Source organism: Achromobacter sp. SLBN-14 (assembly GCF_006715415.1).
Lineage (GTDB): Bacteria > Pseudomonadota > Gammaproteobacteria > Burkholderiales > Burkholderiaceae_B > Achromobacter > Achromobacter mucicolens.
On sequence record NZ_VFNE01000001.1, the window covers coordinates 670931 to 692382 of the forward strand.

A 21452-nucleotide genomic window follows, 5' to 3' on the forward strand; every position below is an offset into this window, starting at 1 on the left:
CCTGCTGGTTTCGCCGCGCGGCTCGGCGTGGGGCTGGAAATGGCGTCTGCAGCAAGCAAAAAACCGGCGCGCGCGGGGCGCGCGGCCGGGTTGGAAATGCAGGAGGCCCGGCGCGCGTGCGCTGGGAACGCCACCGGCCGTCAGGCCGCCTCGCGCAGCGCGCGCGCCGCCTGGACCATGCCGATCAGCGCGGCCTCTGTTTCCGGCCAGGCGCGCGTCTTCAGGCCGCAGTCGGGATTGACCCACAGGCGTTCCTTGGGCAGGCGGGCGGCGGCCTTGTTCATCAGGTCGACCATCCAGTCGACCTCGGGCACGTTGGGCGAGTGGATGTCGTACACGCCGGGGCCGATGTCGTTCGGGTACCGGAAGTCCTCGAACGCCTTGAGCAGCTCCATATTGGAACGCGACGTTTCGATCGTGATCACATCGGCGTCCATGGCGGCAATCGATTCGATGATGTCGTTGAATTCCGAATAGCACATATGCGTGTGGATCTGCGTCTCCTCGCGCACGCCGGCGGTCGACAGGCGGAAGCAGTCCACGGCCCAGTCCAGGTATGCCTGCCAATCGGCGCGGCGCAACGGCAGGCCTTCGCGGATGGCCGGCTCATCGATCTGGATGACATTGATGCCGGCCGCTTCCAGGTCCACGACTTCGTCGCGCAGCGCCAGCGCCAACTGGCGGCAGGTGGCTTCACGCGGCTGGTCGTCGCGCACGAACGACCACTGCAGGATGGTGACCGGACCGGTCAGCATGCCTTTGACCGGCTTGTCGGTCAGCGACTGGGCGTAGGACGACCAGCCTACCGTCATGGGCGCGGGACGGGCCACGTCGCCAAAAATGATCGGCGGCTTCACGCAGCGCGATCCATAGCTTTGCACCCAGCCGTTTTTCGTGAAGGCAAAGCCGGCCAGCAGCTCCCCGAAGTACTCGACCATGTCGTTGCGCTCGGGCTCGCCGTGCACCAGGACGTCCAGGCCCACCTTTTCCTGGAAGCGGATGACTTCTTCGATCTCCTTGCGGATGGCGGCTTCGTACGCGGAATCCGTCAGGGCGCCCGCCTTCCAGTCGCGGCGCAGCGTGCGGATTTCGGCCGTCTGCGGGAACGAGCCGATCGTGGTGGTGGGATAGGCGGGTAGTCCCAGCTGCTCCTGCTGGCGCGCGATGCGGCCTGCAAACGGCGCCCGGTCGCGCGACATGCCCTTTGCTGCGGCCATGCGCTCGGCCACGGCCGGGTTGTGGATGCGCACCGAGGCGCGGCGCGCGGCCAGCGCCGCGCGTTGGCTGGCCAGCCCCTGCTGCACCGTGGGGTCCGTGGCGCTGCTCAGCGCGCGGCCCACCAGGCTCAGCTCGTCGAGCTTCTGGGCGGCAAAGGACAGCCAGCTCTTGAGTTCGGCGTCCAGTTCGGTTTCGTTTTCCAGGTCGACGGGCACGTGCAGCAGCGAGCACGATGGCGCCAGCCACAGTCGGTCGCCAAGCTGGCGCGCAAGCGGGGCCAACGTCGCAATGGCGGCATCGAGATCGGTGCGCCAGATGTTGCGGCCGTTGATGATGCCGGCGGACAAGACCTGCCCGTCGTTCAGGCCCGCCACCACGTCGGCCAATTGTTCGGGAGCACGCACCAGGTCCACGTGCAGGCCGGCCACCGGCAGGGCCTGCGCCGTCGAGAGGTTGTCCTTCAGACCGTCGAAGTAGGTGGCGACCAGCACTTTGACCGCGCTGGCGGACAACGTGGCATAAGCCTGCTTGAAGGCATCGCGCCAGGCTTGCGGCAGGTCGAGCGCCAGGATGGGCTCATCGATCTGCACCCACTCGACGCCCAGCTTGGCAAACCGCGCCAGCACCTCTTCATAGACCGGCAGCAGCGCTGCCAGAAGCTGCAGTTTCCCGGCATCGGCGGCGCCGCCGGCAAAGGCGTCGCCCTTGCCCAGGAACAGCCAGGTCAGCGGGCCGGGGATGACAGGCTTGACCTCAAGACCCAGCGCCTGGGCTTCCCTGACCTGGTCGAACAGGCTTTCGCGGGCAATGCGGAAGGTCTGGCCGGGTACCAGTTCCGGGACGATGTAGTGGTAGTTGGTATCGAACCACTTGGTCATTTCGCAGGCAGCGGCGGGCTTGCCCGACGGCGCGCGGCCGCGGCCCATGCGAAAGAGCGTGTCCAAGGACACCGGCTCGCTGTCCTTCTGGCCGAAGCGCGCCGGCACTGCGCCCAGCAGCGTTGTCCATTCCAGGATCTGGTCGTACCAGGCAAAGTCGCCCACCGGCACGAACTTCAGGCCGGCCGCGGCCTGAAGGCGCCAATGGCGGGCGCGCAGTTCACGGCCCGTGTCTTCCAGGGCGTCGGCGGTCTGCTTGCCGGCCCAATAGGCCTCGACCGCCCGCTTGAGTTCACGCTGGGCGCCAATGCGGGGGAAACCCAAATTATGAATCGTAGTCATGTTGTAGCCGCCATCCACAAAATTTGTTCAAGTGGCGATCATTCTGAGGCCAAATCAAAATGAATCAAAATCAATGTACGCATTCATAAGATGAGGAAACCTCATAGAATACGGAGTCAAGCCGACCCGCCGGGGTTCGGCGCCTGGATCCCGCCCCCGGATCCCGACCCTCTCAGCCGCCCTCAATGCTAGAAATCCGCCACCTCGAAACTCTGACCGCCATCCGGGATGGCGGCAGCCTTCAGGAAGCCGCAGAACGCCTGCACCTGACGCAATCCGCGCTGTCGCATCAGCTGCGGGATCTCGAAACCCGCCTGGGCACGCCTCTGCTGAATCGGCGCACGCGGCCGGCCCGGCTGACCACGGCAGGGCTGCGGGTGCTGGCGCTGGCCGATGAGGTCCTGCCGCGCATCCGCGCCACGGAACGCGACCTGCAGCGGCTGGCGGCCGGGCGCACAGGCCGGCTGCACCTGGCGATCGACTGTCATTCCTGTTTTCAGTGGCTCATGCCGGCGCTGGACGCCTTCCGCGTCCAATGGCCCGATGTGGCGCTGGACCTGTCCGCGGCGTTCTCGTTCGCTCCCCTGCCCGCGCTGGTGCGCGGCGACCTGGACCTGGTCATCACGTCAGACCCGCAGCCGCTGGATGCGGTGGAGTACCTGCCGCTATTCAAATATGAGCTGGTGCTGGCCGTGTCCGAATCCAACCCGCTCGCCGGCAGCAAATTTATCCTGCCGGAACAGTTGGCGGACCAGACGCTGATCACCTATCCGGTGGACAAGCAGCGGCTGGACGTCTTCACGGCCTTTCTGGACCCGGCCGACGTGGAGCCCGCCGCGGTCCGCAAGGCGGAACTCACGCCGATCATTGCGCAACTGGTGGCCAGCAATCGGGGCGTGGCGGCCCTGCCGAACTGGGCGCTGACGGAATACATGAATCAGGGATGGCTGCGGCTTTGCCGCCTGGGCCCGCAAGGCGTGTGGCGCACGCTGTATGCGACCGTGCGCAGCGAGGACACGGACGCCTCGTATATCGACGAGTTTCTGACCATTACCCGCGACGTCTGCTTCAAGACGCTGTCGGGCATCAAGTCGGCGAAGTGAAGACCGAAGTGAAAACCGAAGTGAAACCGTAAGGAACAACGACGGCCGCAGCGGCGCCAGCTGGGTAGACGCCCGTGGAAAACCACGCCGCCGGGCCTCAGTCTTCGTCGCCCTCGCCGAGGATGCGCCGGATGACGTCGTGCGCAAAACCCCGGCTGGCCAGAAAGCGCGCTTGCTTTGCGTAGACCGCGCGATCTTCGGGCTTGGCGCTGAAGCGCTTTTTCCAGACCTCAAGCGCCCGGTCGTATTCGGTGGCGCGAAGCTGTTCGCGCAGTTCCGCGACCTGGTTGTCGTCCACGCCATGCTGGCGCAATTCCTGCACGATGCGCGCCGCCCCCTGCCGCGAGGCGCGCCGATGAACCAGGCTTTGGGCAAAGCGTTCGGTGGACAGCCAGCCCTCTTTCTCAAGCGCGTCCAGTACGGATTCGACCTCGGCCGCATCTTCGGCATAAGCAGCCAGCTTGCGCGCCAGTTCTTCGCGCGCGTGCTCGCGCCGCGACAGATACCCCACTGCCCGCATCTTCAGTGACGGTCCCTTGCGCGCCTGCTTGCCGTCGGACGTTGACGCCTCGTCGGCGCTGGCGGCGGTGTCGGCACGCCGGCCGCGCGCGGCGCCGCGGCGATCGGAAGTGCGCTGTTCGGAACTGCGCTGCCACAGGCCGGAGGATTCGGCGCCATCTGCCGAATCGTCGGACGCTGCAGCTTCGCGGACCCCCCGCGCATCGGACGTGCGCCGCAAGCCTTGCGGCTTGGCGACCGTTTCGAATTCGTCATCCAACCGGGCGCGTTGGCGCTCGGCGGACGCGGGAGTCGATTTCCAGCTCATGCGCTTTCCTGCTTGCTAAACAAAACGGCAGGCCCATCTTGGCGCCTGCCGCAGTTTCCCAGCCCAACCGGGCCGGCGATGGGACTTGCCTGAACTGCGGCGAGCCCTGCCGAATGCCCGGGATTATTCGGCGGTGTCTTCCGCCGTGGGCACGAATTCAGCGGCGCGGCTGACGATGCCCTGGTTTTCGCGGACGCGGTTTTCGATTTCGATGGCCATGTCCTTGTGCTCTTTCAGGTATTCGCGCACGTTGTCCTTGCCCTGACCGATGCGGTTGCCGTTGTAGCTGTACCAGGCGCCCGACTTGTCGACGACGTTGGCGGCCACGCCCAGGTCGATGATTTCGCCTTCGCGCGAGATGCCGGCGCCATACATGATGTCGAACTCGGCCTGCTTGAACGGCGGCGCAACCTTGTTCTTGACGACCTTGACGCGGGTTTCGTTGCCGACGACCTCGTCGCCCTTCTTGATGGAACCGATGCGGCGGATATCCAGGCGCACGGACGCGTAGAACTTGAGCGCGTTGCCGCCGGTGGTGGTTTCGGGGTTGCCGAACATGACGCCGATCTTCATCCGGATCTGGTTGATGAAGATGACCATGCAGTTGGTCTTCTTGATGGTGGCGGTCAGCTTGCGCAGCGCCTGGCTCATCAGGCGGGCCTGCAGGCCGGGCAGCGAATCGCCCATTTCGCCTTCGATTTCGGCCTTGGGCACCAGCGCGGCCACCGAGTCGACGACGATCAGGTCGACCGAACCCGAGCGCACAAGCGCGTCGGTGATTTCCAGCGCCTGCTCGCCCGTGTCCGGCTGCGAGATCAGCAGGTCGGCCAGGTTGACGCCCAGCTTGGACGCGTATTGGACATCCAGTGCGTGTTCCGCGTCGACGAAGGCGCAGGTGCCGCCCAGCTTTTGCATTTCGGCGACGACCTGCAGCGTGAGGGTGGTCTTGCCCGACGATTCCGGACCGTAGATTTCGACGACACGGCCGCGCGGCAAGCCGCCGACGCCCAGCGCGATATCCAGACCGAGCGAACCCGTGGAAACCACCTGGATGTCGTGCGAGACCTCGTTGTCGCCGTAGCGCATGATCGAGCCCTTGCCGAACTGCTTTTCGATCTGCGAAAGCGCTGCGGCGAGCGCCTTGGCCTTTTCCGAAGCGGCGGCCTTGGTGGTTTTGTCGTCCATGAGGAGTCCTGTCTGTAACGTATCTGGAAGTCGGAAAAACTGCGGGTCTGAGCTGGCCGGGCTTGATGCCTGCCCTACGGCCTGACGTGGAGCCTTGAGCTACGGATCAGATTATGGCATCGGATTGTACTGTACAAAAAACCAGTGTGCCAATCTTTTGCACGTATACCCTGAGTGGCAAGCCCGGCGCCGTATGACAGAATCCGGAGCGATCCCGGTATTTTCGCCTTTCTCCGTCCCCCGGGCCGGCGTGTATCTTCCTAGCAGCAGCCCATGCGTATCCTGATCGCCGAAGACGACAGCATCCTGGCCGATGGCCTGTCCCGCTCGTTGCGCCACAACGGCTATGCAGTGGATGCCGTGCGCGACGGGCTTGCCGCCGATTCCGCGCTGGCCGCCCAGGCCTTCGACCTGCTCATCCTCGATCTCGGGCTGCCGCAACTGGCCGGCCTGGAAGTGCTGCGCCGCCTGCGTGCCCGCAACTCCGCCCTGCCCGTCCTCATCCTGACCGCCGCCGACAGCATCGAGCAGCGCGTCAAGGGCCTGGACCTGGGCGCGGACGACTACATGGCCAAGCCCTTCGCGCTGTCCGAACTCGAAGCCCGCGTGCGCGCGCTGACGCGGCGTGGCGCGGGCGGCGGCGGCACGATGATCAAGCACGGCAAGCTGCTCTTTGACCAGACCGGCCGTGTCGCCATCGTGGACGACCAGACGCTGGATCTGTCGGCCCGCGAGGTCAGCCTGCTCGAAATCCTGCTGACGCGCAGCGGACGCATGGTCAGCAAGACCCAACTGGTCGACCATCTGTGCGAATGGGGCGAGGAGGTCAGCACCAACGCCATCGAGGTCTACGTGCATCGCCTGCGCAAAAAGCTCGAGCCCAGCGGCGTGAAGATCGTCACCGTGCGCGGCCTTGGCTACTGTCTTGAGCGGGACCAGGGTGCGGCGTACCTCGCAAGCTGAGCCCTCACCAGAGCCGCTCAACCAGGAAGCCCTGGATATCATGCAAGCCGGGTCCAAGGGCCCGAGCTTTGCGCCGCCCCAACGTTCGCTGCTGGGCGAAATCCTGGACTGGATGCTGGCGCCGCTGTTCCTGCTGTGGCCCATGAGCGTCGCGATCACCTATGTGGTCGCGCAGAACATCGCCAACGTGCCGTACGACCGCGCGCTGGCCAACAACCTGCACGTCTTGACGCGCCAGGTCCACGCGCAGGACGGCCGCGCGGTGCTGAAGATGACCGACGCCGCGCGCGACGTGCTGCGCGCCGACGAGACGGATAGCGTGTTCTGGCTGGCGCTGGGCAGCCGGGGCGAATACCTGGGCGGCGACCGCGCGCTGCCGCTGCCCACCACCGTGGGACAGCCCCGCCCCGGCGAGGTCCAATACGAGGACGACACGCTGCGCGGCTTTGGCATCCGGCTGGCGTTCACCTGGGTCGACCTGCATCTGCCGGGCACGCAGCCGGCGCTTCTCATCGTGGCCGAGACCGTCGAGAAGCGCACGCAATTGGCCAACGACATCATCAAGGGCGTCATCATCCCGCAGTTCGTGGTGCTGCCGATTGCCGTGCTGCTCGTCTGGTTCGGGCTGTCGCGCGGCGTGGCGCCGTTGAATGCGCTGCAGCAGCGCCTGCGCGCCCGCCGCCCCGACGATCTTTCGCCGATTGACGAGCGCGCCGCGCCTTCCGAGATCGCGCCGCTGGTCGCGGCCATGAACGACCTGCTGGACCGGCTGTCCGCCAACGTGCAGGCGCAGCGCCGCTTCGTGGCCGACGCCGCGCATCAATTGAAGACCCCGCTTGCGGGACTGCGCACGCAGGCGGAACTGGCGCTGCGCGACGCCAGCCCCGAGGAAATGCAGTCCAGCCTCCGGCAACTGGTCACCGGCTCGGAACGGGCGACCCGGCTCGTCAATCAGCTGCTGCTGCTGGCACGCGCCGAAAACCCCAGCGCCATCGGCCTGACCCGCACCGACATCAACGCCATCGCCTACGAGCAGACGATGCACTGGGTGCCGCTCGCACTGTCGCTGAACACGGATCTCGGTTTCGAGGGGTCGGACACGCCCGTCGAAATCAACGGCAACCCGCTGCTGCTGGCCGAACTGCTGAACAACCTGGTGGACAACGCCCTGCGCTACACCCCTCGCGGCGGGCATATCACCGTGCGCGTGCTGCAGGCGGACGGCGAGGGGCTCCTGGAGGTCGAGGACTCGGGACCGGGCATTGCGCCCGAAGAACGCGAGCGCGTGTTCGACCGCTTCTACCGCGTGCTGGGCACGTCCTCGGACGGCAGCGGCCTGGGCCTGGCCATCGTGCGCGAGATCACGCAGAAGCATCAGGCCAGCGTCGTGATCAGCGACCATCCCACCGAACACTCCGACCTGCCCGGCACCCGCATCCGCGTCGCTTTTCCCCTCTACACGCCCCCGCCCGAGCCCGCCGAAAGCTAAGGACTATCCCTAGCCTCCCCCCGTGGCGGTTACCATTTGTTTCAATTTTAAGATTCAAGTAAGGGTCCCGTCAGAACCTCGTCAGCGTCGCGCCCCAATGTGACGCTTAGCTCGATGTCGGTCGCGCCGGCGGAGGGTCAAGCACGGCGGAAAACCGCCGGCCTAAAAACGAGGAGACATCATGAGCACAACTACCATGGCAGGCCGCGGTCCATCCGCGGATCCGCGTCCGATGACCAAGGAGGAGCGCAAGGTCATCTTCGCGTCTTCGCTCGGCACGGTGTTCGAGTGGTATGACTTTTACCTGTATGGCTCGCTCGCAGCCATCATTGCCCAACACTTCTTTTCCGGCGTGAACCCGACCGCGGGCTTCATCTTCGCGCTGCTGGCCTTCGCGGCGGGTTTCGCGGTGCGGCCGTTCGGCGCGCTGGTGTTCGGCCGCCTGGGCGACCTGGTCGGTCGCAAATACACCTTCCTGGTCACGATCGTGATCATGGGCCTGTCGACGTTCCTGGTCGGCATCCTGCCCAGCTACGCCAGCATCGGCCTGGCCGCTCCCGCCATCCTGATCGTCCTGCGCCTCTTGCAAGGCCTGGCGCTGGGCGGTGAATACGGCGGCGCGGCGACCTACGTCGCCGAACACGCCCCGCACGGCCGCCGCGGCTTCTACACGTCCTGGATTCAAACTACCGCGACGCTGGGCCTGTTCCTGTCGCTGCTGGTCATCCTGGGCATCCGCACGTTCATGGGCGAAGACGACTTCAAGGCCTGGGGCTGGCGCATTCCGTTCCTGATCTCGGTGGTGCTGCTGGGCATCTCGGTCTGGATCCGGCTGCAGCTGAATGAATCCCCCACCTTCAAGCGCATGAAGGAAGAAGGCAAGGGTTCGAAGGCGCCGATCGCCGAATCGTTCGGCCAATGGAAGAACCTGAAGGTCGTGCTGCTGGCGCTGCTGGGCCTGACCGCCGGCCAGGCCGTGGTCTGGTACACGGGCCAGTTCTACGCGCTGTTCTTCCTGACGCAGACGCTGAAGGTCGACGCCAACACCGCCAACATCCTGATCGCCATCGCCCTCTTGATCGGCACGCCCTTCTTCGTGATCTTCGGCGCGCTGTCGGACAGGATCGGCCGCAAACCCATCATCATGGCGGGCTGCCTGATCGCCGCGGCGACCTACTTCCCGATCTTCCAGGGCCTGACCCACTTCGCCAACCCGGCGCTTGAAAAGGCGCAAGCCACCGCCCCGGTCACGGTGATCGCGGATCCGAGCACCTGCTCGTTCCAGTTCAATCCCGTGGGCACGGCCTCGTTCACCAGCTCTTGCGACGTGATCAAGTCGTTCATGGCCCGCAACTCGGTGAACTACCGCAACGAAGCGGCTCCGGCCGGTTCCGTGGCCCGCGTCAAGATCGGCAATGAAGAGTTCACCTCGTTCGACGGCCGTTCGCTTGCGCCGGCCGAGTTCAAGGCCAAGGTCGCCGAACTCGACAAGACGCTGACCGCCTCGATCCGCAGCCACGGCTACCCGGCCAAGGCCGATCCGGCCCAGACCAACACCGTGATGGTCGTGGTGCTGCTGACGATCCTGGTGCTGTACGTGACCATGGTCTACGGTCCGATCGCCGCCATGCTGGTGGAGATGTTCCCGACGCGCATCCGCTACACGTCGATGAGCCTGCCCTACCACATCGGCAACGGCTGGTTCGGCGGCTTCCTGCCTCCGGTCGCATTCGCCGTGGTCGCGGCGACCGGCAACATCTACGACGGCCTGTGGTATCCGATCATCATCGCCGTCATGACCCTGGTGGTCGGCACGCTCTTCGTGCGCGAATCCAAGGACAACGACATCAACGCCTGACAAACCATCCCCCGCCGGGCGGGACTGCTGCGCCTGCCCGGCCTTTCAAAAGCTCCTCGCGGAGCTTTTTTTTTGTTCCGCTCTTTCAGGACCATGTCAGACCTGCGCCAGTAGACTGAGCGCTCAGATTACGGCCTTGCGCAAGATTGCCTGACGATTGATCCCCCTGTCAGACGATTGCAGGGCTGCTGATCTGACACCAATGCCGCGTTCCCCGCGAGCCTTTTATGACGCGGCATTGCGTGCTCCCGTACCGGCCCGACTCTTTATTGAGCCGGGCCGCTTTTTTTGCGGCGGCAAAACCGTGGCCTCGGAAATCTCGGCGGCGGCCCGCAAAAGACAAAGGGCGGACGCAGCGCGACCGCCCTCTTCATGCTGCACGGCCGGCCTTGCGGCCGGCTCATATCAACGACGCATGCCCACGCCGATGGCGACCACACCCGCCACGACCGCGGCAATGCCTGCCCACGTCGGGATGGGCACCGACTTCTCGGTTTCCGCCGTGGCCTTCACAGATCCGATCTGCAGAACCGTTTCTTCGGACTTGTAGCTAAAGCCCTTATAGGCCAGGGCAACCACGCCCAGGACAATGAGGATCGCGCCAATGATTTTCATCTTTTCACTCCAATCTCACGTTGGTGCGCGGCACATTACCGGATAGGCTGCCCCCTGTCAGTGACAGAACGTGTCGCCTGTTGCCAGCGTGCCTGCCCCCCTTCGGCAAAGCCGCCGCGTCGTATAGAATCAACACTTTTGGCCGACGCTCATGTGGTTCAAGAATCTCAAGATTTACCGCCTCTCCTCGCCCTGGACCCTGACCGGCGAGCAGCTTGAAGAAACGCTGGCGCGCCATGCCTACCAGACCGGCAACAACCTCGAAATGCAAAGCCTGGGCTGGGTGCCCCCGCGCGAGAACGGCGGCCTGGCCCACGAAGTGAACGGCCAGATCCTGCTCAGCCTGCGCGCTGAAAAGAAGCTCTTGCCGGGCACGGTCATCAACCAGGTCGCCAAGGCGCGCGCCCAGGAAATCGAAGAGCAGCAAGGCTACAAGCCTGGCCGCAAGCAGATGAAGGAAATCAAGGAGCGCGTCACGGACGAGCTCCTGCCGCGCGCCTTCAGCGTCTATCGCGACACGCGCGTGTGGATCGACCCGAAGAACAACTGGCTCGTCATTGACGCGGCCGCTTCGGCCAAGGCCGACGAAGTCATCGGCCTGCTCGCCAAGTGCGTCGATCCCTTCCCGCTGGAAAACCTGTACGTCGCCCAATCGCCGGCCTCCGCCATGACCGGCTGGCTGGCCGAGGACGAAGCGCCCACCAACTTCACCATCGACCAGGACACCGAACTGCGCTCGTCCGGTGAAAGCGGCGCCGCGATCCGCTACGTAAAGCACTCCATCGACGCTGACGACGTGCGCCGTCACATCCAGTCGGGCAAGCAGTGCACCCGCCTGGCCATGACGTGGGCCGACCGCGTGTCGTTCGTCCTGACCGAAGGCCTGGACGTCAAGCGCGTGGCGCCGCTGGACGTGCTGAAGGAAGGCAACGAAGGCGTGGCCGCAAACGACGACGAAAAGTTTGATTCCGACATGATGCTGATGACCGGCGAACTGGCCAAGATGATGGCCGAACTGGTCGAAGCGCTGGGCGGCGAAAAGGAGATCTAAGCCGCCTTTAACCGGCAGCAACACCAGGGGCCGCTCTTGTCGAGCGGCCCTTTTTCATGCCTCGACGCTGCGGTCGCGGCCCGCCTGCTTGGCCTTGTACAGCGCCTTGTCGGCGCGATCGATCAGGTAGGCGTAGTCGGGATGGCCGTCGAAGGACGCCACGCCGATGCTGGCTGTCACATGCATCGCGCCGGACTCGGCGATCACGAAGCGATGCCGGCGAATCTCGGCGTTGAGCTTTTCGGCGGCGGCCAACGCAGCGCCCGGCCCCGTGTCCACCAGCACGACAAGAAACTCCTCGCCGCCATAGCGGAACACGAAGTCGCTGGATCGACAGGTCTGGTGCACGACTTCGGCAAACTGGCGCAGGATCTGGTCCCCGCCCGCGTGGCCGTGCGCATCGTTGATGGCCTTGAAGTGATCGATGTCCAGCAACAGCACCGAAAAGCTTGACCGCTGACGCTGCGCCAGCGAGATCTCGCGGCCGATGACGGACGGCAGGAAACGCCGGTTGAGCACGTTGGTCAGCGGATCGCTGCCGCTTTCGATCTCGGCCACCATGTCAAAGAGGCCGTTGAGCAGATGCTTGATGCGCGCAACCAGCTCCTGCAGTTCGCGCACCTGATTGGGCAGCGATTCCGGCGCCTGACTGGCGCTTTGCATCATCCCCGGCAGCACCGTGTCATCCAGCCGCGCCACGGCCTCGACGATCTGCCGCAGCGCCGGCGCGCTTTCGAACAGCACCGCGCCCTTGTGCTGCAGCCAGAGTCCGAACTCCGAGGCGGCCAGCCGCGGCAGCGCCTGCTCCGGGGTGCGGTAATGCAGGCCGATCAGCACCGCCTGGCTCCATTCCAGCAAGGCGGCGCGTTGCCGCTCGCGTTCGGTCGAAATGTTCTGGCCCAACGCAAAGAGGCGATAGGCCTCGTCGTTGCGGGCGCCCCGATTGATGTCGCGCATGAACGCGCGGCTCATCTGTTCGATGGCCAGGTCGAACAGATTGCACACGTACTGCGTTGCCACGGACGCCGCCTGGCCTTCCAGGCCGCCGGCGCGCAGGCGCTGCGCGATTTCGTTCTTCAGAATGCGGGCGCCGGCCATCACCAGATGGATCGGGATATGGACGCGCGCGTGAACCTCGCCGACCTTCTTCTGCGTGGCCATCAGCACGTCGATATCGCCTTGCTCGCGCACGCAGAGCAGGCCTTTCAGCCAATGCGTCATGCCGCGGTGCAGGCGGGTGGAGACGATTTCGTGAGAGAGCCGCGGGCCGGCTTCGGCATCGGCAAGCAAGGTGGAATAGAAGGCATCCACCAGTTGCGCGGCATGGTCGGACACCAGCGCCGCAACCTGGCCGCGCGTATTGGCCTCGACCGATTGATAGACCGCTTCCCAGGCCTGCGCATTGGAGGCGCTCAGGTAGCACGCCTGGCCGCTGGCTGCATCGGCGGCGGCCGCGGCAGGAGGAACATCGGAACTGCTCGAAGACATAAGATCATCCGCCCAAGAACGGCGTGCGCGCCTGATAGCGGCACTCGCCCGTAAAACCAGCGCGGATTATGCTTGAATTCCCCGTGGCGGGACCGCTTTCGCGGCGCCGCCACGGGCGTCTGGCCTCAATCCAGGCCGTGGAAGACCGAATCGTCGGGACCGACGTGCGACGGATGTTGCCACGTCACGTCGCGCAGCGAATGCTGCACCAGGCCTTCGACGCCCAGCAGCACCGCGAAGATCGCCATGCGGATGGGAATGCCGTTGTCGGTCTGGCGGAAGATCGCCAGACGCGGATCGTGGTTCAGATCCACGCTCAGGTCGTTGGCGCCCGGACGGCTGTCGCGCGGCAGCGGGTGCATCACGATTGTCTCGGGGCTGCAGTAGGCGTCGATGATGGCGCGGTTGACCTGGAAGTCGGGCGTATAGCCTTCGTTTTCTTCGTTGGCGAAACGCTCTTTCTGCACGCGCGTCGCGTAGATGACGTCGGCGCCCGCCAGGCCCTCGGCCAGCGAGGACTTCTGCTCGATGATGTTGCCGTTGCGGCTGGCCTGCTCGACGATGTAGGTCGGCATCTCCAGGCCCTTGGGCGAGATCAGCGAGAACTTCACGTTCTTGTACAGCGCCATCAGCTTGATGAGCGAGTGCACGGTGCGGCCATACTTCAGGTCGCCGACCATGGCGATGTGCGCGCCGTCCAGCAGTTTGCCCAGGCGCGAGAACTCGGTCAGGATCGTGTACAGATCCAGCAGCGCCTGGCTGGGGTGCTCGCCGGGGCCATCACCGCCGTTGACCACGGGAATGTTCGTCGCACGCGCAAATTCCGCGACCGAACCCTGGTCGGGATGGCGAATGACCATCGCGTCGACGTAGCCGCTCATGACGCGGCTGGTGTCGTAGATGGATTCGCCCTTGGCCATCGATGAAAACGTGAAGCCGGTCGTGTCGCACACCGACCCGCCCAGGCGGCAGAACGCGGATCCGAAGCTCACGCGGGTGCGGGTGCTGGCCTCGAAGAACAGGTTGCCCAGCACGGCGCCTTCCAGCACTCGCGACACCTTCTGGCGGCGCGCGATGGGCTGCATCATGTCGGCGACGCGGAACAGGTCTTCGACGGAATCGCGGGTGAATTGGTCCACCGACAGGAGCTGATTCTTGCCTTCGACGGCAATGCGGTCACGCAAGGGGCCGTCTTGTACGCTTTGCGTATATTTTTCGAGCAGCACGCCGTTTTGCACGATTTCGCTGACGAACCGCTGCACCACTTCCGGCATGGCTCGGAACTCCTGCGAGCCTTCAGGCAACAGCCAGGTGTCCAGCGCGCGGCGTTTGACGCCGATGCGGGTGGCGAACACGTCGCGGGTGAGGTTGAGGCGGCGCATGGCGTCGCGCAGAAAGGCTTGCTGGGAGATGCTCATGACGGGCCCCAAGAAGAGGAGTTATATACGCAGTGCGCATATTATTCCGTACGTCTACACAAGTCCAATATTTTTGCGCATACGGGTTTACCCGCGTTTTAACGCTGTGCGTAAGCCGCCGCCTTTGGGGTGTCCGTCACTGCCTGCGCCGCCGCAAACCAGCAGGCGCCGCAGAATGCCACCGCGCTGGCCACATAGCAAAGTAGCGCCAGCAACTGCGCGGGCCAATGACCGCGCGTCAGATGGCCGTTGTAGCCTTGCCGCAACAGGCTGACCTGCGCAAGGTAGGCAAACGCCACACCCAGGCAAGCCAGCATGAGGCCGCCCAGAAAAAGGATGAGGGGAATCTGGAGATCGGGCGCGGCAATGTCCCCGCCCACGATGCCTAGCGAAAAACCCACCAGGACGAGGGCGGCCGCGCCGTTCAGCCACCCCAGGAACCGGAACGCGCCTGCCAGCAGCGCGAACGACAGGCCATTGGCACGGATCTGCTGGGCGCGGGGATCCATGTATCAGCCGCCGCTGGCGCTACGGCAGATCGGCGTCGCGCTCTGGATCGACTTGCGCGCCGCCGCGATTTCGGCTTCGTCCCACCGGCCCTCGCCCAGGACCGTCACGGTCACCTTGGCGTTGGCAGGGCCTGCGGGTTCCGCGGAAATCAATTCCAGCACCGTCGCGGACTGACCGACCTTGTAGAGCTGGATCTCGTCCGGCGCGCCCTTCTGGCCCAGCGTGTGGCGCCAGGCATAAGAGACGCCGTACGGATGGCTGACCTGCGTGTGGCAGGTGCGCACGTATTCGCCGGCGCGGCGGAAGGCCGCCTGGTAATTGGTGTCGACGCTGAAGGTCTCTTTCTTTGCGGTTTCCGACTCGTAGACGCCGGTGCTGGCGCATCCGGCCAACGTAGCCGCCAACGCGACACCCACCCATACAGACTTGCGCATGATTCTTCCCGCCATTGCTATTCGGACTTCCGCGATTATGCCAGCGGCAGCAAAAAGGCCACGCTGGAAATGCCAATCTCGTGGCACTTCTGGCGTGGCCTTGCGCCGCCCGAACGGCGGCGAACCAGACGCACTACCGCTTTTCCGCGGCCCCCTCGATCTTTTCCCCGCCTCGCTGGATATCCTTGCCGGCCCCGGCGACGGTGTTGCACCCGGCCGTCAGCGCAGCAATCGAAAGCATCATGACGAGAAAGACTCTGTTCTTCATAAGACATCTCCTGTCTGGGCATGGAAAAAACGAAACCCAGCATACCTCAAAGGCCCCGTTTTTTGCGTGACACGAGCGCGCCACCTGTAACAACACTGCCAAGAAACCGTCACCACCCTTACGCGCCGGTGACATTTGCGAGGCATTCTCGGCTGTCGCGTATTTGCCGCCAATGGATTAGGATGCGCACATGACGAAGACACAAGCATCGCAACCCGCTGGCGCCGGTCCGCAAGGCTGGGGCTGGCAACAGCCTCAATGCCGTGGGCAGGCCGCATTGGCGCTGTTCATCGACGATCTGCATCGCATTTTGCAGGCGCATGCCGCGGGCAAGCTGGCTGACAGCAGCACGCTGGCAGACGCGCAGGCCCAGGTCAATGAGCTGCTGGCGCGGTACAACGAAATTTCCGCTGCCCCGGATATATTCCAGGGGCAGTCAGTCCAACTCAAGGAAGGCATCGACCGCAGCGGCGTATCGCACACGGTGCCGATTTTTTCGCCGCGTCTGAAGCAGTCGCTGGTGTCGATGCTGGGACAGTGACCGGGATGACTCCCCGGAAACTGGCGCCCCCGGCGATCGAACAGAGCAGCCCCCAAAGGAAGGAGACCACAAGATGAGCACGGACAACGTTGTTGAGTTTCTCCGCCTGCTTTCCCTGGACGTGACGCTGGGCACCGCCGCTCAGCATGCCGCCAGCCAGGCCGACGCGCCGCTGGCCCTGGCCCGGCTCGCCACGTCTCATGGCCTGCCCTGCAATGCTTCCGATTGGTCTTCCTTTGCGCGTAACTGCCTGGACAACCTGGACCTGACCGAAGGCGACACCGGCATGGGCAACGCCACGATCTGGCAACTGGTGCAGGATCCCGCGCACGGCACGGCCATTCCCGCCAGCGCCATCACCCGCGTGATCGGTATCATCTCGCAGCCCGAGGGCGGCCCGCCCGTGGTTGGCCACGTGGTCGGCGATCTGGCGCCTCGCGCGCCGGTCGGCATGGCCCCGCACACGACGGGCTCCTGATCGCCGCTGGCCAGGCAGTCCGCAGAGGACTGCCGGGTCAGGATTGCGGATTCAGGAATTCCAGGACGCCCGCCGCGCCGGCCACGCCGCTGGCCATGCAGGCCGTCAACAGGTAGCCACCTGTCGGCGCTTCCCAATCCAGCATTTCCCCCACGCAGAAAACGCCGGGCACCGCTTTCAGCATCAGCCCGTCCGTCAACCCGTCGAATGCCACCCCGCCTGCGGTGCTGATCGCTTCGTCGATCGGACGAGGCCGCAGGAGCGTCAAGGGCAAGGCCTTGATTCGCTGGCCGAGCCGCTCCGGATCCTTGAAGTCGTCGGCACTGGCGCACTCTCTGAGCAAGCCCGCCTTCACGCCCGTCAGCCCCAGGCGGCTTTGCAAGTGGCTCGACATGGAGCGCGCCCCGCGCGGATGCGTCACTGCAGCCATCACCTTCTCGTGAGGCCAGTCCGGCGCAAGGTCCAGCAAGGCCACGGCGCTGCCGTCGGTGTCGATCCGGTCCCGCAGGGGGGCCGACAAGGCATAGACGAGGCTGCCTTCGATCCCGGTTTCCGATACGACGAACTCGCCCTGGCGGCGAAGTCCGCCGCAGGCCATGGACACCGACTTGACGGGCTGACCGGCAAAACGGCTGCGGAAGTGATCGGACCATGCGACGTCGAACCCGCAATTGGCGGGCCGTAATGCCGCAACCGGCACACCGTGCGACTGGAGATCCGGCACCCAGGCGCCATCGGATCCCAGCTTGGCCCAGCTGCCGCCGCCCAGCGCCAGCACGACGGCATCCGCCGCATGCTGCGTCTGGCCGGCGGGCGTCTCAAAGCACAACGCGTCCACACCGGGCTTGCCGCCGCGCCAGCCGAGCCAGCGGTGCCGCATGTGAAAGCGCACGCCCTGTCCGCGCAGCCGGGCGAGCCAGGCGCGCAAAAGCGGCGCGGCCTTCATCTCCTGGGGAAACACCCGGCCCGATGAACCCACGAAGGTCTGGATGCCCAACGCGTGAGCCCACTCACGCAGCGCGGCGGCGCCCATCTTCTGCAGCCACGGCTGCACGACAGGGGCGCGATCGCCGTAGCGGGCAAGAAAGGGCTCGGCGGGCTCGCTGTGCGTCAAGTTCAGGCCGCCCCGTCCCGCCATCAGGAATTTGCGCCCCACCGAGGGCATGGCGTCGAACACGTCGACCTGCGCCCCCGCTTCGCTCAGCTTTTCAGCGGCCATCAGGCCGGCCGGGCCGCCCCCGATGATGGCAACGCGTTTGGCGGACAGGCTCATGGCGCCGTCGCCTTGGTGACAGGACGCGGAAGGGGAAAAGCGGAACGCATGCGGGAGAAAACCGGGACGAAGATGACGTTCGGACGTCGGGCCGTGGGGACGCAGATTGTCTCATGGCTGCGCCGGCTGGCAGCGGGATCGCCCGCTTTGACTGCCCGGAAAGCGCAACGGCGGCCACTTCTTGACCGCCGACGCCAAACCCATGTTTTTGCTAGAGAAATTGCATATACGCAGCAGCTATCCCAAGGGTTTCCCACAATCCCTGTGGGTAACTGCCGCGGCGATTCAGACAAGAATCAGGCGCGCTCGGCCGCCTGCATCGGGCCGGACCAGGGCTCGGCATCCAGCTGGAAACGCAGTTCCTGGTACTCGCCATCGACGGCGACCGTGCGCAGCAGCCCGGCATCCAGCGCCTGCCCCAACGCGCGGCGGCACAGGGTTTCGGGGTCGTCCGGCAGCGACTGGAAGACGCCGTCGGGAATGCGCAGTCTCAGCAATGCATGGGGATCGCCGCGGTCGGCCGGACGGCCGATATGGATGTGGGCGGGATACCCGTGCGGGCACCAGATGCCCACGTGGTACTTGCCCTCAGCGCCCGTATCAGCAACGTAGCCGGGATGATCGTATTTTGCGGTTCCCATGGACACTCCTTTTGTGCGGCAATGTAGCGCGCGTGACCCATGGTAGCGCAGGGTGCGCGGCCGTGTCCGGGCGCGGCTATCGGGGAAACTCCGAACGCACGCGCGGCATGACCCAGCGCAATCGGCAGACGAAAAAAAGCCGCGACGGCGTCGCGGCTTTTTTGCTGTGGACTTGCCGGGGCATGTAAAACGCGCCGCTTGCAAGACCGGGTACTGCTTGAAACTGGTTGCGGGGGCAGGATTTGAACCTACGACCTTCGGGTTATGAGCCCGACGAGCTGCCAGACTGCTCCACCCCGCGTCTGATGTGTGAATCATACATCATTTTGAAATCTTGTGCAGCGCACCCAGGCGAATGTTTCCATTTTTCGACACGAAACGATGAAAAAAGCCGGCTGCGCGGCGCAGGACCGAAGGCAAACGGCCTTCGGCATCCAGGCATATCACCTGTGCGCCGCCCAGCGCGATCACGCGTACCGCGCCCCCGTAGGTCACGCCGTGAACCTCCCCTGCGTTCAGGCGAACCGGAACGACGCGATGCAGACCGTTCGCGGCTTCCAGGCCGTTTGCGCCCTCCTCGACGCGCACGCTGCCTTCGATGCAGACGACGGCGGCGCCTGCGCGCAGCACGAACATCCGGCTGGCGCCGGCGGGAAGATCCAGGCGCTGGCCTGGGAAGTCGGGGGTAGATTGCGGCGTCATGATGGTCTCCAGAAGCACCATGACAGGCTACGCGCGCCCTGCTTTGCGCAACAGCCACACAAATCGGCTTTCTGTACCGATGCAGAGGCTCGATTTTGTCGCTGTTATGGTGTACTTTGCCCTCATCTGTGCCTACCCACGGCCCAACGCAGGGGAGCAAGATCGGCGCATGGAACCCCAACCGCTGTACCTTCGCCTGGCCAACCACTACCGGCGCGCCATCCAGACCGGCGTGCTTGCCCCCGCGCAGCGCATGCCGTCCGTCCGCACGCTGGTGCGCACGCATCATGTCAGCCTGTCCACGGCCCTGCAGGCCTGCCGCCAACTCGAGGACGATGGCCTGATCGAGGCCCGCCCCCGCTCCGGCTATTTTGTTCTCAAACCCCGGCGCAACAGCATTCCACCCGTGTCCGAGCCGGACATCCGCCAGACGCTCGGCGCGGCGCAGTATGTCGGCATCCACGATCGCGTCTCGGACTTCATCGCCAAGTGCGAGGCCCATCCTGTCAGCGCCAACTTCGCCCTGGCTGCGGCCGTGCCGCAGGCATATCCCATGGAGGCGCTCAAGCAGGCAATGACGCGGGCGCTGCGGCAATCGCCCGAGGTGCTGGTCAGCCCGGTGCCGCCTCAAGGGCATCCCGACCTGCGCGGGGTGCTGGCCCGCCGGGCGCTGGCCAATGGCATCAACGCGACGCCGGACGATGTCATCGTCACGCATGGGTGCATCGAAGCCCTGAATCTGGCGCTGCGCGCCGTCGCCCGGCCCGGGGACACCATCGCGGTGGAGTCGCCCGCCTACTTTGGCTTGCTGCAGATCCTGGAAAGCCTGGGAATGCGCGCGCTCGAGATCCCCACTAGCCCGCAGCATGGGTTGTCGATCGAAGCCTTGGACCTGGCCTTCCAGACCCACGGCAACATCCGCGCCGTGGTTGTGGTGCCGAACTTCCAGAATCCGTTGGGCTGCGTGATGCCCGACGCGCACAAGGCGCGGCTGGTGGCCCTGTGCGAGCGCCAGCAGGTGCCGCTCATCGAGGACGACACCTACGGCGCCCTGACCGACGACGACACGCCGCTGGCGGCCGCCAAATCCTGGGATGCCACCGGCAACGTCATCTATTGCTCTTCGATGCACAAGACGCTGGCGCCGGGCATGCGGCTGGGCTGGCTACTGGGCGGCCGCTGGAAAGCCCGAATCGCCATGCTCAAGTTCGCGCAAAGCCGCCCCAACGAACCGCTGGCGCAGATCGCTGTGGCGGAGTTCATGGGCTCGCGCGCCTACGACCGCCACCTGGCCCGGCTGCGCCGCGAGTTAAAGACACAGCGCGACCTGACCGCCGAGGCCATCGCCGCGCACTTCCCGCGCGGCACGCGGCTGAGCGTGCCGCAAGGCGGCATGCTGCTCTGGGTGGAAATGCCCGCGGGCGTGTCCGGCATGGACGTCTTCGAGACCGGATTGCGGCAAGGCATACGCGTGGCGCCCGGCGCCATGTTTTCGAATGGCACCCGCTACGACCACTTCCTGCGTATCAGTTGCGGGCAACGCATCACCCCGGAAGTCTCACACGCACTGGTGGCGCTCGCGCGCATCGTTGAAGAAAGGACAGGATGAACGCGGCACTGCATCAATTCATCGCGGACTACGGCCTGTGGGCCGTGCTGGGCGGAACCTTCCTGGAAGGCGAAAGCGTGGTGGTGTTTGCGGGCTTCCTGGCGCACCAGGGACTGTTCCACCTGCCCTACGTCACGCTCTGCGCGTTCGCTGGCTCGTTCATGGCAGATCAGGTGCTGTTCTACGTGGGACGCCGCTACCGGGACCACCGCTACGTGCAGCGCATCCGCGCCAAGCCGGCGTTCCACAGGGCGCTGTCGGCCATCGACCGGTATCCCAACGGTTTCATCCTGGCGCTGCGCTTTCTGTATGGCTTGCGCACGGTCGGCCCCGTGGCGCTCGGCATATCCAAGGTGCCGGCCCTGCGCTACCTGGTGTTGAATGCCATCGCGGCCATGATCTGGGCGGTCTGCTTCAGTTTGCTGGGCTTCGTGTTCGGACGGACGATCGAGGCGCTGCTAGGCCGCCTGCACGGCGTGGAAACCAAGCTGGCCGTCGCGGCGGCGCTAGGCGTGCTGGTGTGGCTGGCCTACCGGCTTCATGCGCGCCGCCGCGGATAGCG

General features: G+C 65.2%; 21 protein-coding genes and 1 tRNA gene. 9 read left to right on the top strand and 13 right to left on the bottom strand.

What is annotated here, in order from left to right; all coding sequences use genetic code 11:
• Positions 1–140 precede the first annotated feature (140 nt).
• Positions 141–2438, bottom strand: coding sequence for a 5-methyltetrahydropteroyltriglutamate--homocysteine S-methyltransferase (gene metE, locus FBY20_RS03050; protein WP_142049938.1), 2298 nt, complete (start codon positions 2436–2438; stop codon positions 141–143).
• Between the two features lie 185 nt (positions 2439–2623).
• Between metE and FBY20_RS03055 the strand changes: the two genes are divergently transcribed.
• A complete protein-coding gene (locus FBY20_RS03055) occupies positions 2624–3541 on the top strand; it encodes a LysR family transcriptional regulator (RefSeq protein WP_056322542.1) in 918 nt (305 codons plus the stop codon).
• A gap of 97 nt (positions 3542–3638) precedes the next feature.
• Here the strand turns inward: FBY20_RS03055 and recX are convergent, their stop codons facing one another.
• Complete coding sequence (recX, locus tag FBY20_RS03060) at positions 3639–4367, bottom strand: recombination regulator RecX (protein ID WP_142049941.1); 729 nt, start codon at positions 4365–4367, stop codon at positions 3639–3641.
• A 123-nt stretch (positions 4368–4490) separates the two neighbouring features.
• Positions 4491–5552, bottom strand: coding sequence for a recombinase RecA (recA, locus tag FBY20_RS03065; protein ID WP_056322539.1), 1062 nt, complete (start codon positions 5550–5552; stop codon positions 4491–4493).
• A gap of 273 nt (positions 5553–5825) precedes the next feature.
• On the opposite strand from recA, the gene FBY20_RS03070 reads away from it, so the two are divergent.
• The 3 genes from FBY20_RS03070 to FBY20_RS03080 all read left to right on the top strand — a co-directional run bounded on the left by FBY20_RS03070 (position 5826) and on the right by FBY20_RS03080 (position 9862).
• On the top strand, positions 5826–6515 hold the full coding sequence (locus FBY20_RS03070; RefSeq protein ID WP_056322537.1) for a response regulator transcription factor: 690 nt from the start codon (positions 5826–5828) through the stop codon (positions 6513–6515).
• A gap of 112 nt (positions 6516–6627) precedes the next feature.
• Positions 6628–8004 (top strand): sensor histidine kinase, encoded by a 1377-nt coding sequence (locus FBY20_RS03075; RefSeq protein ID WP_108006845.1) that lies wholly within the window; start codon positions 6628–6630, stop codon positions 8002–8004.
• Between the two features lie 196 nt (positions 8005–8200).
• Positions 8201–9862, top strand: a complete 1662-nt coding sequence (locus FBY20_RS03080) for an MFS transporter (protein WP_062838486.1) — start codon at positions 8201–8203, stop codon at positions 9860–9862.
• 405 nt (positions 9863–10267) lie between these two features.
• Here the strand turns inward: FBY20_RS03080 and FBY20_RS03085 are convergent, their stop codons facing one another.
• A complete protein-coding gene (locus FBY20_RS03085) occupies positions 10268–10477 on the bottom strand; it encodes a hypothetical protein (RefSeq protein WP_142049947.1) in 210 nt (69 codons plus the stop codon).
• A 151-nt stretch (positions 10478–10628) separates the two neighbouring features.
• On the opposite strand from FBY20_RS03085, the gene FBY20_RS03090 reads away from it, so the two are divergent.
• Entirely contained in the window at positions 10629–11528 is a 900-nt protein-coding gene (locus FBY20_RS03090; protein WP_142049950.1) for a recombination-associated protein RdgC, read from the top strand.
• A gap of 54 nt (positions 11529–11582) precedes the next feature.
• Here FBY20_RS03090 and FBY20_RS03095 read toward each other — a convergent pair whose 3' ends face one another.
• The 5 genes from FBY20_RS03095 to FBY20_RS03115 form a co-directional block, all read right to left on the bottom strand.
• Complete coding sequence (locus FBY20_RS03095) at positions 11583–13016, bottom strand: diguanylate cyclase (protein ID WP_142049953.1); 1434 nt, start codon at positions 13014–13016, stop codon at positions 11583–11585.
• Positions 13017–13141: 125 nt separating this feature from the next.
• Positions 13142–14434, bottom strand: a complete 1293-nt coding sequence (locus FBY20_RS03100) for an aspartate carbamoyltransferase (RefSeq protein ID WP_056322519.1) — start codon at positions 14432–14434, stop codon at positions 13142–13144.
• Positions 14435–14532: 98 nt separating this feature from the next.
• The gene (locus tag FBY20_RS03105) at positions 14533–14943 is read right to left on the bottom strand and encodes a hypothetical protein (protein WP_142049956.1); all 411 of its coding nucleotides are present in this window, start codon (positions 14941–14943) and stop codon (positions 14533–14535) included.
• A gap of 3 nt (positions 14944–14946) precedes the next feature.
• Positions 14947–15378, bottom strand: a complete 432-nt coding sequence (locus FBY20_RS03110) for a BPTD_2524 family lipoprotein (RefSeq protein WP_142049959.1) — start codon at positions 15376–15378, stop codon at positions 14947–14949.
• 133 nt (positions 15379–15511) lie between these two features.
• Positions 15512–15646, bottom strand: a complete 135-nt coding sequence (locus tag FBY20_RS03115; RefSeq protein ID WP_056322511.1) for an entericidin A/B family lipoprotein — start codon at positions 15644–15646, stop codon at positions 15512–15514.
• A gap of 190 nt (positions 15647–15836) precedes the next feature.
• Here FBY20_RS03115 and FBY20_RS03120 point away from each other — a divergent pair, with 190 nt between their 5' ends.
• Both FBY20_RS03120 and FBY20_RS03125 read left to right on the top strand, forming a co-directional pair.
• The gene (locus tag FBY20_RS03120) at positions 15837–16187 is read left to right on the top strand and encodes a hypothetical protein (RefSeq protein WP_056322508.1); all 351 of its coding nucleotides are present in this window, start codon (positions 15837–15839) and stop codon (positions 16185–16187) included.
• Between the two features lie 73 nt (positions 16188–16260).
• Positions 16261–16665, top strand: a complete 405-nt coding sequence (locus FBY20_RS03125; RefSeq protein WP_142049962.1) for a hypothetical protein — start codon at positions 16261–16263, stop codon at positions 16663–16665.
• A gap of 37 nt (positions 16666–16702) precedes the next feature.
• Here the strand turns inward: FBY20_RS03125 and FBY20_RS03130 are convergent, their stop codons facing one another.
• From FBY20_RS03130 to FBY20_RS03145, 4 genes are all read right to left on the bottom strand, one after another.
• Positions 16703–17938, bottom strand: coding sequence for a TIGR03862 family flavoprotein (locus FBY20_RS03130; protein WP_142049965.1), 1236 nt, complete (start codon positions 17936–17938; stop codon positions 16703–16705).
• Between the two features lie 296 nt (positions 17939–18234).
• Positions 18235–18579 carry a hypothetical protein gene (locus FBY20_RS03135; RefSeq protein ID WP_056322501.1) on the bottom strand — a complete coding sequence of 115 codons (345 nt, stop codon included), beginning with the start codon at positions 18577–18579 and terminating at the stop codon, positions 18235–18237.
• A 224-nt stretch (positions 18580–18803) separates the two neighbouring features.
• Positions 18804–18880: transfer RNA gene (locus tag FBY20_RS03140), tRNA-Met, on the bottom strand.
• A 20-nt stretch (positions 18881–18900) separates the two neighbouring features.
• Complete coding sequence (locus tag FBY20_RS03145; protein ID WP_255452219.1) at positions 18901–19215, bottom strand: hypothetical protein; 315 nt, start codon at positions 19213–19215, stop codon at positions 18901–18903.
• A 235-nt stretch (positions 19216–19450) separates the two neighbouring features.
• Between FBY20_RS03145 and FBY20_RS03150 the strand changes: the two genes are divergently transcribed.
• Both FBY20_RS03150 and FBY20_RS03155 read left to right on the top strand, forming a co-directional pair.
• Positions 19451–20890: a PLP-dependent aminotransferase family protein gene (locus FBY20_RS03150; protein ID WP_142049971.1), complete on the top strand. Its 1440-nt coding sequence runs from the start codon at positions 19451–19453 to the stop codon at positions 20888–20890.
• On the top strand, positions 20887–21450 hold the full coding sequence (locus tag FBY20_RS03155; protein ID WP_142049974.1) for a DedA family protein: 564 nt from the start codon (positions 20887–20889) through the stop codon (positions 21448–21450). Before FBY20_RS03150 ends, FBY20_RS03155 begins: the two co-directional genes overlap by 4 nt.
• The last annotated feature ends 2 nt before the right edge of the window (positions 21451–21452 follow it).

Excerpts from the sequence above, each read along its gene's own strand:
- FBY20_RS03085 (WP_142049947.1), bottom strand. The coding sequence starts at position 10,477 with ATGAAAATCATTGGCGCGATCCTCATTGTCCTGGGCGTGGTTGCCCTG.
- FBY20_RS03075 (WP_108006845.1), top strand. The coding sequence starts at position 6,628 with ATGCTGGCGCCGCTGTTCCTGCTGTGGCCCATGAGCGTCGCGATCACC.
- FBY20_RS03120 (WP_056322508.1), top strand. The coding sequence starts at position 15,837 with ATGACGAAGACACAAGCATCGCAACCCGCTGGCGCCGGTCCGCAAGGC.
- recX (WP_142049941.1), bottom strand. The coding sequence starts at position 4,367 with ATGAGCTGGAAATCGACTCCCGCGTCCGCCGAGCGCCAACGCGCCCGG.
- FBY20_RS03070 (WP_056322537.1), top strand. The coding sequence starts at position 5,826 with ATGCGTATCCTGATCGCCGAAGACGACAGCATCCTGGCCGATGGCCTG.
- FBY20_RS03110 (WP_142049959.1), bottom strand. The coding sequence starts at position 15,378 with ATGCGCAAGTCTGTATGGGTGGGTGTCGCGTTGGCGGCTACGTTGGCC.
- FBY20_RS03105 (WP_142049956.1), bottom strand. The coding sequence starts at position 14,943 with ATGGATCCCCGCGCCCAGCAGATCCGTGCCAATGGCCTGTCGTTCGCG.
- FBY20_RS03155 (WP_142049974.1), top strand. The coding sequence starts at position 20,887 with ATGAACGCGGCACTGCATCAATTCATCGCGGACTACGGCCTGTGGGCC.
- FBY20_RS03135 (WP_056322501.1), bottom strand. The coding sequence starts at position 18,579 with ATGGGAACCGCAAAATACGATCATCCCGGCTACGTTGCTGATACGGGC.
- recA (WP_056322539.1), bottom strand. The coding sequence starts at position 5,552 with ATGGACGACAAAACCACCAAGGCCGCCGCTTCGGAAAAGGCCAAGGCG.
- metE (WP_142049938.1), bottom strand. The coding sequence starts at position 2,438 with ATGACTACGATTCATAATTTGGGTTTCCCCCGCATTGGCGCCCAGCGT.
- FBY20_RS03125 (WP_142049962.1), top strand. The coding sequence starts at position 16,261 with ATGAGCACGGACAACGTTGTTGAGTTTCTCCGCCTGCTTTCCCTGGAC.
- FBY20_RS03100 (WP_056322519.1), bottom strand. The coding sequence starts at position 14,434 with ATGAGCATCTCCCAGCAAGCCTTTCTGCGCGACGCCATGCGCCGCCTC.
- FBY20_RS03055 (WP_056322542.1), top strand. The coding sequence starts at position 2,624 with ATGCTAGAAATCCGCCACCTCGAAACTCTGACCGCCATCCGGGATGGC.
- FBY20_RS03095 (WP_142049953.1), bottom strand. The coding sequence starts at position 13,016 with ATGTCTTCGAGCAGTTCCGATGTTCCTCCTGCCGCGGCCGCCGCCGAT.
- FBY20_RS03130 (WP_142049965.1), bottom strand. The coding sequence starts at position 17,938 with ATGAGCCTGTCCGCCAAACGCGTTGCCATCATCGGGGGCGGCCCGGCC.
- FBY20_RS03145 (WP_255452219.1), bottom strand. The coding sequence starts at position 19,215 with ATGTTCGTGCTGCGCGCAGGCGCCGCCGTCGTCTGCATCGAAGGCAGC.
- FBY20_RS03115 (WP_056322511.1), bottom strand. The coding sequence starts at position 15,646 with ATGAAGAACAGAGTCTTTCTCGTCATGATGCTTTCGATTGCTGCGCTG.
- FBY20_RS03150 (WP_142049971.1), top strand. The coding sequence starts at position 19,451 with ATGGAACCCCAACCGCTGTACCTTCGCCTGGCCAACCACTACCGGCGC.
- FBY20_RS03090 (WP_142049950.1), top strand. The coding sequence starts at position 10,629 with ATGTGGTTCAAGAATCTCAAGATTTACCGCCTCTCCTCGCCCTGGACC.
- FBY20_RS03080 (WP_062838486.1), top strand. The coding sequence starts at position 8,201 with ATGGCAGGCCGCGGTCCATCCGCGGATCCGCGTCCGATGACCAAGGAG.